This is a genomic window from Streptomyces cinereospinus, from assembly GCF_042430725.1.
Classification (GTDB): domain Bacteria; phylum Actinomycetota; class Actinomycetes; order Streptomycetales; family Streptomycetaceae; genus Streptomyces; species Streptomyces cinereospinus.
In genome coordinates, this window is the sequence record NZ_JBHMCY010000041.1 from 34262 (window position 1) to 48888 (window position 14627).

Genomic DNA, 14627 nt, shown 5'->3' on the forward strand with positions numbered 1-14627 from the left:
GGCACCGGTGGCCGTGAACGGGCGCGGGAGTCGGCCTGATTCTGGTTTGACAATCGCATCTCGGCGCATTCGGAAGGGGAACGCAGTTGCGACCGAGGTGTGGAGGAAATGTGGGCATCATCGCCTGGATCCTGATCGGGCTTCTGGCCGGCGCCATCGCCAAGCTGCTGCTGCCGGGCAAGGACCCGGGCGGGATCATCATCACGATGCTGATCGGTGTCGCCGGTGGTCTGCTCGGCGGCTGGCTGGGGAAGGTCATCTTCGGCGTCGACTCGATCGACGGGTTCTTCGACCTGTCGACGTGGGTCGCCGCGATCGTCGGCTCGCTGATCCTGCTCGTGCTGTACCGGGCCGTCACCGGTGGCCGGCGTTCGCACCGGCACGCCTGAGGCGCGGCCTCCCGAGCAGGGCGGGCCGCGGCCCGGGAGCCCCTGGGCGCGGGGGCACGGAACGGACATCCGTTCCGTGCCCCCGCACCGCTGTGCCGGGCCCGGCCCGGCGCCCCGGCGGCTCAGCCGACGGGCCGGTCCAGCACCTCCTGCACCGCCGCCAGGATCTCGGTGACCCGCAGCCCGAACGCCGCGTCACACGCGTGCGGGCGGCCGGTGCGGGCGGCTGTGAGCAGCGCGTCGGCCGCCCGGGAGAACGCGGGCAGCGCGCCCTCGGAACTCGCCGGGAGGGACGTCACCCCGCTCGCGCCACGCAGTTCGACCGCGGCGCCCGCCGCCGCGGGCGGGGCCGTCAGGCTCAGCGTCAGGGTGCTGGCGGCGCCGGTGACATGGTCGAGGACGGCGTGCACGGTGTCCTGCGGACCGTGCGCCGCGGCGGACACGCCGGTGACGTCCCCGAGCACCGGCAGCAGCACGGACAGCGCGTGCGGGCCAACGTCCCACAGGGCGCCCTTCTCCCGCCGCCACGGTGAGGCGGCGAACGGGCTGTCGCCGCCGGTGAACACCGCGCCCAGCCACTCGGCGCGCCCGACGAACCAGCCGTCGTCACCCGCCCGTTCGCTGATCCACGCCTGCGGCTCGCGCTGGAACCGGGTGGTGAAGAAGACGACCGAGGCGACCCCGGCCCGGCGCGCCGCGTCGGCCACGGCCCGTCCCTCGGCGACCGTCGGGGCGAGCGGCTTGTCGAGCAGCAGATGGCACTCCGCCCGCGCGGCGCGCACCGCGTACTGCGCCTGTACCGCCGGGGGCAGCGCGACCGCCACCGCGTCCACCTCGGCGAGCAGGGCGTCCACGTCGTCGTAGGCGCGCGTGCCGTGCCGGCTCGCGAGTTCCTCCGCGGCGGCCGGGCGGCGCCCCCACACGCCCACGAAGTCGAGTCCGTCGTGCCCGTCGAGGGCGGGGGCGTGCACCATCTGCGCCCAGGGGCCGGTGCCGAGCAGTCCGATACGCATGCGTCGCCTCTCCCGTGGTGCGGAACCTCGCGCCGACCGGCGCCGAGGCGCCGGTCGAGGTGAGCGTGCCACACGAACGGGGGGTGGGGTACCGCGTGCTGACGTGAGCGACGGGTGCGGAAGCGCCGGGAGGTCGCACCGGGGCGGAAGCGGCGCGCCCATTCAGCACTCCCGGCACTGAATCCGTTCTCGATCCGCTATTGGACCTCCGGCCGTGCGGGCAGCACTCTGGTGCGGTCCGGGGTCCCGCCGGGAACCCGGACCCCCTCGGTACCGTGCGACAGCCGAAAGAGGTCACGAACCCATGCACACTCGCCGCATCGGTGACGTAGAGGTCAGCGCGATCGGCCTGGGCGCGATGCCCATGTCGATCGAGGGGCGGCCCGACGAGGCGCGCTCCCTGGCCACCGTGCACGCCGCTCTGGACGCGGGCGTCACGCTGATCGACATGGCCGACGCCTATCACCAGCACGCCGACGAGGTGGGCCACAACGAGGCCCTGGTCGCCAAGGCCCTCGCGTCCCACGACCGGGGCGGCGACGTCCTGGTCGCCACCAAGGGCGGTCACCTGCGCCCCGGTGACGGCAGCTGGACCCTGGACGGCAGCCCGGCGCACCTCAAGGCGGCCTGCGAGGCCTCGCTGCGCCGGCTCGGCGTGGAGGCGATCGGCCTCTACCAGTTCCACCGCCCCGACCCCCGGGTGCCGTACGAGGAGTCCGTCGGCGCGCTCCGCGAACTGCTGGACGAGGGCAAGATCCGCATGGCCGGCGTCTCCAACGCGAACCCGGAGCAGATCCGGCTGGCCGACGACATCCTCGGCGGCCGCCTGGTCTCCGTGCAGAACCAGTTCTCCCCGGCGTTCCGCTCCAGCGAGCCGGAGCTGCGCCTGTGCGACGAGCTCGGTATCGCCTTCCTGCCCTGGAGCCCCCTCGGCGGTATCTCCCGGGCCGGCGCGCTGGGTTCCGCGCACGCCCCGTTCGCCCGGATCGCGCAGGCCCGCGGGGTGAGCCCGCAGCGGGTCTGCCTGGCCTGGATGCTCGCCAAGTCGCCGGTCGTCGTCCCCATCCCGGGCGCCAGCCGCCCGGAGACCGTCCGCGACTCCGCCGCCGCCGCGGACCTCGTCCTGACCCCCGGGGAACTGGCCGAGCTGGACGCCGGCTGAGCCGGCGGGCGCGGGCGTCCCCGACGGCCCCCCACGCCCGCCGCCACCGTTTCGCGCACGGGCTGGCACGGTCCGTGAGCGCGTCCCTGGTGCCGCGGCGGGCGACGTTCGCCCCGTCGCGACGCCCGGCACGCACTCCCGCCGCACCGGACGCAAGCCCGAGTACGTCCCGTACGAGGGCTTCCGGCCGGCACGCCGAGAGCAGGCACCGGACGCCGCTCCTTCACGGGCGACCGTTGCCTGCCGCGGCACTAGGATGTACTCCCGCTCAGGCCAGTCGAGTTGGCGCTCGGCGTGAAACAGGGGGTTCGATGCACACCGACAAGCCGCTGTCCAAGGAGATCCACGCCACCGTCCCGACGGCCGCCCGGATGTACGACCACTACCTCGGCGGCAAGGACAACTACGCCGCGGACCGCGCGGCCTGCGACGAGCTGGACAAGGTCGTCCCCAGCACCCGGCGGCTGGCCGTCAACAACCGACGTTTCCTGCAGCGCGTCGTGCGGATCCTCGCGGCCGAGCACGGCGTCCGCCAGTTCCTCGACCACGGCTCCGGCCTGCCCACCCAGGACAACGTCCACCAGGTCGCCCAGCGCCACGACCCCACCGCGCACGTCGTCTACGTCGACAACGACCCGATGGTGCTGGTGCACGGCCGCGCGCTGCTGGAGCAGGACGAGCGCACCTGTGTGATCCACGCCGACATGCGGGACACGGACGCGATCCTCTCGCACCCCGACACACAGCGCCTGATCGACTTGTCCCAGCCGGTCGCGGTGCTGTTCAACTCGGTCTTCCACTGCATACCGGACAGCGACACCGACGGCCCGCAGGCCGTGGTGCGGCGGGTGCGCGAGCGGCTCGCCCCGGGCAGCTTCCTGCTGATGTGCCAGCTGGTCAGCGAGGACCCCGAGGTCCGTGCCTTCGTCACCGACTTCATGGACCAGGCGACGCAGGGGCAGTGGGGCAGGGTCCGCCAGGAGAAGGACGTCACCGCCCTCTTCGACGGCCTGGAGATCCTCGAACCGGGCCTGGTGGAGGTCTCCACCTGGCGCCCGGACACCGACGTGGCGCCCCGCCAGCTCACCCACGAGTGGATCGAGTTCGGCGGCGTGGGCCGGATCCCCCCGGCGTAGTCACTCCTGCGGGTAGCGCTGCTCCATCGTCCGCCGGAGCAGCGCCAGCGACTCGCGCGGCGTCAGCGCCTCGTCCGCGAGCCGGTCCAGGACGACCCGGTACTCCTCCGTCTCGTCCCGGTCCTCCAGGAAGTTGGCGCTCCTGATGTGCTCCAGGTAGACGACGTCCGGCAGGTCGAGGCCGTCGAAGCGGAGATAGGTGATCGGGATGGACGGAGCCGAAGCGTTGGTCACGTCCAGCGGTACGACCTGCACGCTGACGTGCGGCCGCCGGGCCATCTCGATCAGGTGAGCGAGCTGCGCCCGCATCACCGCCCGGCTGCCGAGCACCCGCAGCAGCACGGACTCGTCGATCACGGCCCACAGCCGGGGCGCGTCCGGACGCAGCAGCAACTCGGTCCGCCGGGCGCGCAGTTCCACCCGGCGCCGTACCTCGTGCGGCGGCGCGACGGGCAGCCCGCGCTCGACCACCGCCCGGGCGTAGTCTGGGGTCTGGAGCAGCCCGGGCACGTACTGGATCTCGAAGGTACGGATCGAGGCGGCCGCCTCCTGGAGGCCCACCAGCCGCTCGAACCACTCGGGCATCAGCCGCTTGTCGTACCGCTGCCACCAGCCGGGCTCCCCGGCCCGCCGCAGCAGCTGGAGCAGCATCGACGCCTCGTACTCGTCGGCGCCGTACAGCGTCAGCAGCGCCCGCACGTCGGCCTCGGCGGGCGGCCTGCGGCCCTTGCCCGATTCGATGCGCGACAGCTTGGCCGGGCTGAACCCCAAGGCGCGCGCGGCCTGGTCCTGGGCGTACCCGGCGTCCTCGCGGAAGCCCGCCAACTGCACACCGACCAGCATCTTCAACAGAGTCGGAGCCGGTTCCGCCCGGTCGAGATAGGGTCGGAGGCGGGAGACGCGCGGTGACTGGGCGGACATCCTGGCTCCCTGGGACTGACTCCCTGCGGACTGACTCCCTGCGGACCGGCAGAAGTATCCATCAAATTAGCGCACTTCGCCGATCCGCAGCAGGCGGAGCTCAGACCAGGTGGTCGAACTCGCCGTCCCTGGCGCCCGCCAGGAACGCCGCCATCTCGGCCGCCGTGTACACGAGCGCCGGCCCGTCGGGGTCGCGGGAGTTGCGCATCGCGATGCCGCCGTCCCCCAGCGCGGCCACCTCCACGCAGTTGCCCTCGGCGTTGCTGTGCCGGCTCTTGATCCAGCGGGTGTCCAGCGAACTGGCCCGCACTCCGTTCGGCGTCATTGGCATCGCGTCCTCCCTCGGTTCACGGTGCTCGATCCTCATCGATTCTGCGCAATTTCTCGTGCAATTGCACGCGAGCGCCGACAGCGTGGATACTAGCCGTGGCGTCAATGCCCGTGCTCGCGACCAACTGTGACGCTGCATCAGCAAGAGGAGCAGGTCGCCATGCCTGCCCCCCGTCCGACATGACCGCCGTGGAAAGGGCCCGACGCCATGCGCACCGCTTCGACGGGACAGCCGAGCCACGAGCGCACCGACCGCGCGGCGCGGCCGGGCGGCGGAGCGACGCCGCTGCGGGCGCTGGGCGAGGTGCCGTGGCGGGACCTCCGGGACTCCACCGGATCCGCGGCCGCGATCCCGCTGCTGCTCACCACCATCGCCTGGGGCGGTCCCGAGGCCGCGAGCGGCGCGCTGGACGAACTGCGCAACCGCGTCTGCCAGTACGGCTTCGTGGTGGAGCAGGCCACGGCCGCGACCGTGCCGTTCCTGTGGGAGCTCGCGCAGCTGCCCCGGGTGACGTGCCGGGCCCGGATCCTCCAGCTGCTCAAGAGCATCGCCGACGCCCGTCAGTGGGAGCACACCGCCTCGGCCTACCCCAAGCTGCTCAACCACCGGGAGAACCCCGTGGCCTGGGAGCGCGCCGCCCGCCGCGCCGTCCACGCCCGCAAGGGCGCGCTGCGGCAGCTGATGGCCGAGGAGGACGCGGAGGTCGCCCGGGCGTCCACGGCGCTCGCCCGGGCCCTCGGCGCGTAGCCTCCCCTCCGGATGTCATCCGCTCCTGGCATATCCCTGGCCGAAGAAGGGGAGTAAGCGCTTCCACGCGCTGCACCCACCCCCCGCCCACTCGGCCAACGGAGAGGACCACCGCGGATGGCGTCGTCGCTGGAGCGACCGCTCGACCACCGTTACCGGGGCGAACACCCGATACGCACCCTCGCCTACCTGTTCCGCGCCGACCGCCGCCGCCTGGCCGCGGCCGTCGTCGTCTTCACGGTCAAGCACAGTCCGATCTGGCTGCTGCCCCTGATCACCGCGTCCATCATCGACACCGTCGTCCAGCACGGGCCGATCGGCCGGCTCTGGACCAGCACCGCGATCATCCTGTTCATCCTGGTGGTCAACTACCCCCTGCACCTGCTCTACGTCCGCCTCCTCTACGGCAGCGTCCGCCGCATGGGCACCACCCTGCGCTCCGCCCTGTGCACCCGTATGCAGCAGCTGTCGATCGGCTACCACTCCCGGGTCAGCGCGGGCGTGCTGCAGGCCAAGGTGGTGCGGGACGTGGAGACCGTCGAGCAGATGGTGCAGCAGACCGCCGAGAACGGTCTCGGCGCGACCACCGTCCTCGTCGGCGGACTGGTCATCATCGCCGTCCGCACCCCGGAGTTCCTGCCGGTCTTCCTCGTCGTCGTGCCCGCCGCCGCCCTCCTCGTCGCCCGGCTGCGGGCCCGGCTGCGCACCCACAACGAGCACTTCCGGCACGAGGTCGAGACCCTGTCGTCCCGGGTCACCGAGATGACCCGGCTCATCCCGGTGACCCGCGCGCACGGCCTGGAGGGCAAGGCCCTGCGCCGCATGGACGGCACCCTGCACCGCCTGCTCACCTCCGGCATGCGCCTTGACCTCGTCAACGGCCGGTTCGGCTCGCTCGCCTGGGTGGTCCTGAACGTGGTCGGGGTGCTCGTCCTGACCGGCGCCGCGCTGGTGTCGTACTACGACGTCTGGGGCGTCACCCCCGGCGACGTCGTCATGCTCAGCGCCTTCCTGACGACCCTGACCAACTCGGTCACCACCCTGGCCGGCCTCGCCCCGGTCGTCACCAAGGGACTCGAATCGGTCCGCTCGGTCGGCGAGGTGCTCCAGGCGCCCGAACTGGAGGACAACGAGGGCAAGGCCGAGCTGACCGAACTGCGCGGGCACGTCACCTTCCAGAACGTGTGCCACGCCTACGACGACGGCGGCCGGGCGGCGGTGCGCGACTTCACGCTCTCGGTCCGCCCCGGCGAGACCGTCGCCCTGGTCGGCGCCTCGGGCGCCGGCAAGTCCACCGTGCTCAACCTCGTCATCGGCTTCATCCGCCCCACCGCGGGCCGGCTGCTGCTCGACGGCACCGACATGGCCGCCCTCGACCTGCGCACCTACCGGCGGTTCGTGTCGGTGGTGCCGCAGGAGTCGATCCTGTTCGACGGCACGGTCCGCGACAACGTCGCCTACGGCATGGACGAAGCCGACGAGGCGACGGTCCGCGCGGCGCTGCGGGACGCCAACGCGCTGGAGTTCGTCGACGCCCTGCCGCAGGGCCTGGACACCCTGGTCGGTGAGCGCGGAGCGCGGCTGTCCGGCGGTCAGCGGCAGCGGCTGGCCATCGCCCGCGCGCTGATCCGCGACCCGAAGGTGCTGGTCCTGGACGAGGCGACCTCCGCGCTGGACACCCGCTCCGAGGCCCTGGTGCAGCAGGCGCTGGCCCGGCTGCTGCGGGGCCGCACCACGTTCGTGGTGGCGCACCGGCTGTCCACCGTGCGGGGCGCGGACCGGATCGTGGTCATGGCGGACGGCCGGATCCAGGAGGTCGGCGGCCACGAGGAGCTGCTGCGCCGGGGCGGCGCCTACGCGGCGCTGCACAGCGGTCAAGTGGCCTGACATGTGAACGGCGGACGACCGGGGATGCTCGTCGGGCAACGGTATTGCGTCGATTGGGTGCCACGGGCCCGAAGAGGTGAATGGTCCGGCTCGGTCCGGGCATACGGAGCGCAAAAGTCGAGAGAGGGGCGCCCCGTGCTTGTTCCGGACCCGAAGGTCGTCAGGAAGCTGCTGACCAGGTACGCATCGCTGCGCATCGCTCAGGCGGAGAGTGAGACGTCGACGACTGCTCGGGAGTTGGATGACGTCAGTTACACGCTGTGCGTGATGATGGGCACGACCAGCATTCATGACGCGATCGCCAAGGCGGACGCCCTGCTGATGGACGGACGCGCCGCCGACCCGGACGGGGAGAGCGGACTGTCGCTGGCCGTCTGAGGCGCCGGACGGCCCAGGGCCGTCACGGCACCGACGCCGTGGTGCCGTCGACCCGCCGCCGCTCGGCGGCGGCGGGTCTCGCCAGCCACTCGGCGATGGTCCGGGCGATCGGCTGGCCGGTGTCGGCCTCGACGAAGCCGAACTGCCCGGACTGGTTGCACTCCAGGAACCACCACGTGCCGTCCGCGTCCTCGGCGAAGTCGAAGGCACCGTAGGCCAGTTCCGCCTCCCGCAGATAGGCCCGCACGCCCTCCGCGACCCGCGGCGGCACCTCGGTGCCGCGCCAGGGTGAGGGGTCCGCGGTGAAGCGGACGTCCACCTCGTCGGGGTCGGCGTCGGACGCGGCCGCCTTGCGGGCGGCGAGCAGCCCCTCGCCGACCGCGGTGAGCCGGATGTCGGCCCGCTTGGCGATGCGCCGCTGGAGCAGCGTCGGCCCGAAGGCCACCGCGGCGAAGTCCGCGTCCGGCGGCACCCGGCTGGTCGGCACCGCCCTCGGCGGCTCCTGCGGGTGGGCGCCCGAGACGGGTTTGACCACCAGGTCCGGGAACCGCCGCGCGAAGTCCCGGGCGGCCTGCGGGAACATCGTGATCAGGGTGGCCGGGACGGGCAGCCCGCAGCGCTGGGCCAGGCGCAGCTGCCAGGGTTTGTGCCGGGCCCGGCGGGCGGCGTCCGGATGGTTCATCCAGCGCGCGCCGGAGCCGCGCAGCATGCCGTACAGCGCCTGCGAGGACTCCTCGGTCAGCCACGCGGACGGCTCGGCCACCCGGGCGGCCGGGGTGCCCGGCCGGCGGACCCACACGGACCGCAGTCCGTCCATGCTCACCAGCCGGCCCGCGGAGCACAGGTGCCCGCGGAACGCGCCGTGCGCGTACTCGCCCGAGAGGGCGACCCCGCCGACCAGGTCGGCGGGGTCGAGGCGGACCACCGGGACCCCGGACGCGTTCAGCCGGACCACCACCATGTCCGCCGTGACGTCCTCGTCGTTGGTCAGGATCAGTACGGTCATCGTCGACGGTCCGGGGTCAGTCGTCGAAGTGGGTCTTGGAGCCCGCGGTCGAGGTCGTCGTCGCCAGCTCCCTGAGCAGGGCGAGGTCCGTGGCGGCGATCCGCCCGTCGAACAGCACGTTCACCTGCAGGCCGGGGTCGTACGCGTACGGCGTGGCGACGTCCAACTCCGCCGCCGGACGTGCGTAGTTGAGCGCGAACGGTTGCATCGTCTCTTCCTCTCGGTGCTGCCCCGGCCAGGCCGTCGGCCCGCCGTGTGCGGTGGCATCGTCCGTTCGGTGTCCCGGACTTCCAAGGACTTATACGAATCGAACGGGTGGTTGGTTTCCTTACGCTCCGTGATCACGGGGCGAGGTGGTCGCTCTGAACCTGAGACGGCCGACGGGGTCGGTCGGTTGACCGGTCGTGGGGGCGGGAGCCGCGCACGCGGAGCGGCGGTGGGGCGCGTCAGGGCGGTCGTGGGGGCGCGCGGCGCGGGCGGCGGCCGCGGGCCGTGGTGCGGAGTGCGGTGGTCCGTCCGGAAACGTCAGGCGGTTCGGCCGGGCCGGCCGGCCTCGGCCGGGGTGCGGTGCGCCCGTGCGGCGAGGGGGGCGCGCAGGGTGCGCAGGGCGAGCAGGAGGACGCCGACGTCGTCCAGGTACACCGGATCGGGTACCAGGTCGGCCGGCAGGACGAAGTACAGGACGGCGCCCCAGAACACCCAGCGTGGTCCGGTCGGCAGCCCGGCCCGCCGCAGTCCGCGCCGGGCCCGGATCAGCCGTCCCAGCAGCCCCACGGCCGCGGCGAGCACGAGCGCCGCGAGCACGGCGACGACGGCGAGCACTGCTGTGGTGGAATCCACGGGCCCTCCTCAATCCGGTGCACCGCTCCGCGCGTGCCCTTGTTGGATTCCCTGATACGGCCCATGTATCGCCTCCGTTGGGGCGTTTGTGCCCCTCGGCACAGCCGGCCCGGTACGGCTGTGCCTGGGCGGACACCGGTGAACGGACTGCCGGTGAACGCGGACTGCCGGTGAACGGACCGCCGGCGAACGACCGCCGGAGCACGCGACGGGCGCGGTGTCCCCCGGTCCGCGCCGGTCAGCCGGCCGGGCCGCCGTCCCCCTGCTCTCCGCCCGCCGGGCGCCGGGCCTTCCCGCCGCCGGTGAGGCGTTCCAGGGTGCGGGTCAGCTGCTGGAGCGGGGACGCGGCGGGCGGGTCCTGCGGCTGTTCGCGCGCGGGCGGCGCGGGCAGCGCGGGAACCGACTCGCGGTAGATCGCGAGGGCCTCGTGGGCGCGCTCGGCGGCCTCCCGGTACAGGTCCCGGGACCTGGTCATGGCCTCCAGCGCCTCGGCGTACATCTTCACCAGCGCCCGCTCGCGCGCCAGTTCCTCCTCCAGGGTCAGCAGGTGCCAGTCCTCCCGCAGCGCGGTCAGCACCTCCTGCGCCCCGTCCGGCAGCGGCCGCGGCGAGGCGGCGAACCGGCTCAGCGCCTCGATCAGCTCGGCCGGTGCCGAGCCGTCCAGGAAGACACTGCGCACGGCGAAGGCGTCGGCGTCGAAGTCCTCCGGGGCCGGCGCGCCGGGCAGCACCACGGCACCGCCGCGCGGCACCTGCACCCCGCAGTCCCGCAGCGCCCAGTTCACGGCCCGCAACTGGTGCGGCGCGGCCCGGTGCTCCACCACCCGGTGCCGCAGCCCCGGCGGCAGCAGCCGGGCGAGCGGCAGACGGCCGCGCGCGTCGGGCGTCATGGCCTCGTGGACGACGAAGTGGATCGCCCACCCGGCGCGTGCCGCGTCCTTGAGGAGGCGGCGCATCTCCTTGTCGTCCGGGGGGAGCGGGTTGACGTCCCTCAGGCGCAGCAGCGCGCCCGTCTCCGCCTCGTGGTCCCAGGCCGCGTCGGGATCGTCCGGCCAGAACATCTCCGCCGGCGACGGCCAGCGCGGATCCCACGGGGCCTCGGCCTCCGCCGCCAGCACCCACTCCCGCCCTCCGGCCGGGCCGTGCGCCAGCGACAGCCTGGCCCGCACGGTCACCCCGTCGCCGGTCTCCCAGCGCGCCTCGACCACCCGCTCCGGCACGGCCTCGATCTCGGGCAGCTCCAGCCAGTCGCGGACCACCCCGCTCTCCTTGAGCTGCTGCGCGTGCCGCCGCAGGACGTCTTCCGCGGCGGGACCGGTATGGCGGCCGCGGGCCAGCCACACGGTGGGGGGAGTGATCGGGCGGACGGAGGTGGAGGTCGACATGAGTCCATCTGTGAACGGGGGCGACGAGCGACTGCCAGTATCGTCGCCGCGGACGGTCCGGGATCACCGGGGGGCACCCGGCGACGTGTCCGCCCGCGGTCGGGTGCGAGGCCGGCGATGGTGGGCAGGAGGACATCGGCCGACCCTAACGGCGGAAAGGACCGACCCGTGAACGTGGACCTCGGCGGGCGTACCGCGCTGGTGACAGGCTCTTCCCAGGGCATCGGAGCGGCGATCGCGGTGGGCCTGGCCCGCGCGGGCGCCCGCGTCGGCGTCAACGGACGTGACGCGGAACGCCTCGAAAGGAGCGTGGAGAAACTGCGGTCGGAGGTGCCGGACGGCGTGTTCGTGCCCGTCGCCGCCGATGTGGGCACCGAGGAGGGTGCCGCCCGTGCCGTGGAGGCCCTGCCCGACGCCGACATCCTGGTCAACAACCTCGGCATCTTCGGACCCGCCCCCGCGCTGGACATCACCGACGACGAGTGGCGCCGCTACTTCGAGATCAACGTCCTGTCGGCGGTCCGGCTGATCCGCGCGTACCTCCCCCGGATGACCGGCCGGGGGTGGGGCCGGGTGCTCAACATCGCGAGCGACTCCGCCGTCGTCATCCCGGCCGAGATGATCCACTACGGCATGTCGAAGACCGCGCTGCTGGCGGTGAGCCGCGGGTTCGCCAAGGAGGCGGCCGCCAGCGGGGTCACCGTCAACTCCGTCATCGCCGGTCCCACCCACACCGAGGGCGTCGAGGAGTTCGTCCACCGGCTGGTCGGCCGCGACCTGCCCTGGGACGAGGCCCAGCGGGTCTTCATGCGGGAGCACCGCCCGCAGTCGCTGCTCCAGCGCCTGATCGAACCGGAGGAGATCGCTCACCTCGTCGTCTACCTGAGCTCCCCGCTGGCGTCCGCCACGACGGGCGCGGCCGTACGGGTCGACGGGGGGTACGTGGACTCGATCCTGCCGTAGTGCCCGGCGGACGGAGGCTCGTCCGCCGGACGTGCGGGAGGGGCCCGGCGGACGGTCGCCGGGCCCCTCGCCGTCAGGTGCGCCGCACGCTCACGCGCCGCTCTCCCGGAGCATGTCCTCGCGCTCGACGATCTTCACGCGCTCGCGGCCCTGCGGCTGGCCCAGGGCCTTCTCGGCGGCGTCCAGCCGGTACCAGCCCTCCCACGTGGTGAAGCGGACGTTCCGCTCGGCGAGGAAGGCGTCGACGGCCTCGGGGCCCGGCGCCGACGGGGTGTGCAGCCGGCTGTGGGCGAAGTCGTCCAGCAGGTTGGCCACCGTCTCGTTCGCGTCGCCCTTGGTGTGGCCGATCAGACCGACCGGGCCGCGCCGGATCCAGCCGGTGACGTACACCGACTGGAGGTGGCTGCCGCTCTCCTCGATGACCCGGCCGCCCTCGTCCGGGACCGTGCCCGAGTCGATGTCCCAGGGCAGCTTGGGCAGCTTGTCGGAGAGGTAGCCGACGGCGCGGTAGACCGCCGTGACGTCCCAGTCGGTGAAGGCGCCGGTGCCCTTGACGTTGCCGGTGCCGTCCAGCTCGGTGCGCTCGGTGCGCAGGCCGACGACCTTGCCGTCCTCGCCCAGGATCTCGGTCGGGGACTCGAAGAAGTGCAGGAACAGCTTGTGCGGCCGGTCGCCGACGTCGCGGATCGCCCAGTTCTCCAGCGTCTTGGCGACCATGTCGGCCTGCTTGTTGCCGCGCCGGGTCTCGATGGAGCCCTCGTCGTAGTCGATGTCCTCGGGGTCGACGATGACCTCGATGGTGGGGGAGTGGTCCAGCTCGCGCAGCTCCATCGGGCTGAACTTCGCCTGCGCCGGGCCGCGCCGGCCGAAGACGTGGATCTCCTTGGCCCGGTTGGCCCTGAGCCCGTCGTGGACGTTCGGCGGGATCTCCGTGGGGAGCAGCTCGTCCGCGGTCTTGGCCAGGACGCGCGCCACGTCGAGCGCCACGTTGCCGACGCCGAGGACGGCGACCTTCTCCGCCTCCAGCGGCCAGGTGCGCGGCACGTCCGGGTGGCCGTCGTACCAGGAGACGAAGTCGGCGGCGCCGTAGGAGCCGTCGAGGTCGATGCCCGGGATCGGCAGCGCGCGGTCGGCGGTCGCGCCGGTGGAGAAGATCACCGCGTCGTAGAACGAGCGGAGGTCGTCCAGGCTGATGTCGGTGGGGTAGTCGACGTTGCCGAACAGCCGGATCTGCGGCTTGTCGAGGACCTGGTGGAGGGCCGTGATGATGCCCTTGATCCGGGGGTGGTCGGGGGCGACGCCGTAGCGGATCAGTCCGAACGGCGCCGGCATCCGCTCGAAGAGGTCGATGGACACGCCGGGTTCGGCGGCCACGTCGGACTTGAGCAGGGCGTCGGCGGCGTAGATCCCGGCCGGACCGGCTCCGACGATGGCTACCCGCAGCGGGCGCGGCATGATCAGGTTCCCTTCGAGCGGTGACATGCGACTCGACGGGAAGCCTAAGCTAAGGCAATCCTAACCTGGTACGCGGGTCCGGTCTATGAGCTCATAAGCGCGCCTTATGGGATGCACCAGCCGGTGCGAAGGGGCTCCGAGTACGGTACAGGCCGCGGTGCTCTCCTTCTGTCTGCGGTGCTCTCCTTCTGTCTGAGGTCCGGCACGACACCCGCGGCGGCCTGCCGCCCCTCGACCTGCTGCCGACGTTTCCGGAGATCCGCCGCGCGGGCCCGCTGTCCGCCGCGGCCCGGCGGCCCGGCCTCCCGGAGCGGGAGGACCCGGTCGCTCCGGGCCTCGATGGCGCCGGACCGCGGCAGGCCGAAGGCCTGCGTGCGGTCCTTGCGCAGCTCCGCCCGGTACCCGCTCCGGGCGGAGCGCCCCGCCCGCCCACAGATTCCGCCCGGCCGGGGCCGTCGACGGGTGTCCGTCAGCCCGGGGCCGTCAGGGCGGCCAGCCCGTGGCGCAGGCACGCGGTCAGGCCGGCGGCGATGCTCCCGTCGGGGTCCAGACGGGGATTGAAGACGGTGACGTCCAGGCCGACGGCCCGCGGGTCGGCCAGGGCCGTGCTCAGCACGTCCTCCAGCTCCAGCCAGGTCAGTCCGCCGGGCTGGCGGTAGTCGACCGCCGGCATCACGGCGTCGTCCAGGACGTCGACGTCGAGGTGCACCCAGTAGCCGCCGGGGACCCGGGCCAGCCGCTCGACCGCGTGGCGTGCGGCCGCGGCGGCCCCGGCGGCGCGCACCCCGGCGAGGTCCCGCGCGTACAGCCCGGGCGGCAGCGGCTCCATCCCCAGCTGGGCGGACTCCGCGGCGTCCCGGTGGCCGAGGACGGCCACGTCCTCGTCGCGCACCAGGGGCCCGCGGCCTTCTAGGTCGGTGAGCAGGCGGGGGCCGCGGCCCGTGACCAGGGCCAGTTCCATCGAGGCCGCCTCACCCGCCGGTTCCGCCGCCGGCTGGTAGAAGTCGGTGTGGCC

The 14627-nt window shown here is 73.2% G+C and carries 15 protein-coding genes and 1 pseudogene; 7 read left to right on the forward strand and 9 right to left on the reverse strand.

Annotated elements, in window-relative coordinates:
- The first annotated feature begins 110 nt into the window (after positions 1–110).
- Complete coding sequence (locus ACFF45_RS21355) at positions 111–389, forward strand: GlsB/YeaQ/YmgE family stress response membrane protein (RefSeq protein WP_381348024.1); 279 nt, start codon at positions 111–113, stop codon at positions 387–389.
- A gap of 122 nt (positions 390–511) precedes the next feature.
- On the opposite strand, the gene ACFF45_RS21360 is transcribed toward ACFF45_RS21355, so the two are convergent.
- Positions 512–1402 carry a Gfo/Idh/MocA family protein gene (locus ACFF45_RS21360; RefSeq protein WP_381348025.1) on the reverse strand — a complete coding sequence of 297 codons (891 nt, stop codon included), beginning with the start codon at positions 1400–1402 and terminating at the stop codon, positions 512–514.
- A gap of 304 nt (positions 1403–1706) precedes the next feature.
- On the opposite strand from ACFF45_RS21360, the gene ACFF45_RS21365 reads away from it, so the two are divergent.
- Both ACFF45_RS21365 and ACFF45_RS21370 read left to right on the forward strand, forming a co-directional pair.
- Complete coding sequence (locus tag ACFF45_RS21365; RefSeq protein ID WP_381348026.1) at positions 1707–2564, forward strand: aldo/keto reductase; 858 nt, start codon at positions 1707–1709, stop codon at positions 2562–2564.
- A 311-nt stretch (positions 2565–2875) separates the two neighbouring features.
- Positions 2876–3700: an SAM-dependent methyltransferase gene (locus ACFF45_RS21370; protein WP_381348027.1), complete on the forward strand. Its 825-nt coding sequence runs from the start codon at positions 2876–2878 to the stop codon at positions 3698–3700.
- Here ACFF45_RS21370 and ACFF45_RS21375 read toward each other — a convergent pair whose 3' ends face one another.
- Both ACFF45_RS21375 and ACFF45_RS21380 read right to left on the reverse strand, forming a co-directional pair.
- The gene (locus ACFF45_RS21375; RefSeq protein WP_381348028.1) at positions 3701–4621 is read right to left on the reverse strand and encodes a helix-turn-helix domain-containing protein; all 921 of its coding nucleotides are present in this window, start codon (positions 4619–4621) and stop codon (positions 3701–3703) included.
- A 100-nt stretch (positions 4622–4721) separates the two neighbouring features.
- The gene (locus ACFF45_RS21380) at positions 4722–4952 is read right to left on the reverse strand and encodes a DUF397 domain-containing protein (protein WP_381348029.1); all 231 of its coding nucleotides are present in this window, start codon (positions 4950–4952) and stop codon (positions 4722–4724) included.
- Between the two features lie 207 nt (positions 4953–5159).
- Here ACFF45_RS21380 and ACFF45_RS21385 point away from each other — a divergent pair, with 207 nt between their 5' ends.
- From ACFF45_RS21385 to ACFF45_RS21395, 3 genes are all read left to right on the forward strand, one after another.
- A complete protein-coding gene (locus ACFF45_RS21385) occupies positions 5160–5699 on the forward strand; it encodes a hypothetical protein (protein ID WP_381348030.1) in 540 nt (179 codons plus the stop codon).
- A gap of 117 nt (positions 5700–5816) precedes the next feature.
- Positions 5817–7586: an ABC transporter ATP-binding protein gene (locus ACFF45_RS21390; RefSeq protein ID WP_381348031.1), complete on the forward strand. Its 1770-nt coding sequence runs from the start codon at positions 5817–5819 to the stop codon at positions 7584–7586.
- 135 nt (positions 7587–7721) lie between these two features.
- Positions 7722–7964, forward strand: coding sequence for a DUF5133 domain-containing protein (locus ACFF45_RS21395; RefSeq protein ID WP_381348032.1), 243 nt, complete (start codon positions 7722–7724; stop codon positions 7962–7964).
- A gap of 22 nt (positions 7965–7986) precedes the next feature.
- Here ACFF45_RS21395 and tgmB read toward each other — a convergent pair whose 3' ends face one another.
- The 4 genes from tgmB to ACFF45_RS21415 all read right to left on the reverse strand — a co-directional run bounded on the left by tgmB (position 7987) and on the right by ACFF45_RS21415 (position 11194).
- Positions 7987–8970: an ATP-grasp ribosomal peptide maturase gene (gene tgmB, locus ACFF45_RS21400; RefSeq protein WP_381348033.1), complete on the reverse strand. Its 984-nt coding sequence runs from the start codon at positions 8968–8970 to the stop codon at positions 7987–7989.
- Between the two features lie 16 nt (positions 8971–8986).
- Entirely contained in the window at positions 8987–9178 is a 192-nt protein-coding gene (gene tgmA / locus ACFF45_RS21405; protein WP_218512650.1) for a putative ATP-grasp-modified RiPP, read from the reverse strand.
- Between the two features lie 317 nt (positions 9179–9495).
- A complete protein-coding gene (locus ACFF45_RS21410) occupies positions 9496–9810 on the reverse strand; it encodes a DUF1232 domain-containing protein (protein ID WP_381348034.1) in 315 nt (104 codons plus the stop codon).
- 238 nt (positions 9811–10048) lie between these two features.
- Positions 10049–11194, reverse strand: a complete 1146-nt coding sequence (locus ACFF45_RS21415) for a hypothetical protein (RefSeq protein WP_381348035.1) — start codon at positions 11192–11194, stop codon at positions 10049–10051.
- Positions 11195–11362: 168 nt separating this feature from the next.
- Here ACFF45_RS21415 and ACFF45_RS21420 point away from each other — a divergent pair, with 168 nt between their 5' ends.
- Positions 11363–12157 (forward strand): SDR family NAD(P)-dependent oxidoreductase, encoded by a 795-nt coding sequence (locus ACFF45_RS21420; protein ID WP_381348036.1) that lies wholly within the window; start codon positions 11363–11365, stop codon positions 12155–12157.
- Between the two features lie 90 nt (positions 12158–12247).
- Here the strand turns inward: ACFF45_RS21420 and ACFF45_RS21425 are convergent, their stop codons facing one another.
- Positions 12248–13612 carry an FAD-dependent oxidoreductase gene (locus ACFF45_RS21425; RefSeq protein WP_381348053.1) on the reverse strand — a complete coding sequence of 455 codons (1365 nt, stop codon included), beginning with the start codon at positions 13610–13612 and terminating at the stop codon, positions 12248–12250.
- Positions 13613–14081: 469 nt separating this feature from the next.
- Positions 14082–14618, reverse strand: a pseudogene (locus ACFF45_RS21430) (arginase family protein); the annotation flags it as partial.
- Positions 14619–14627: the final 9 nt, after the last annotated feature.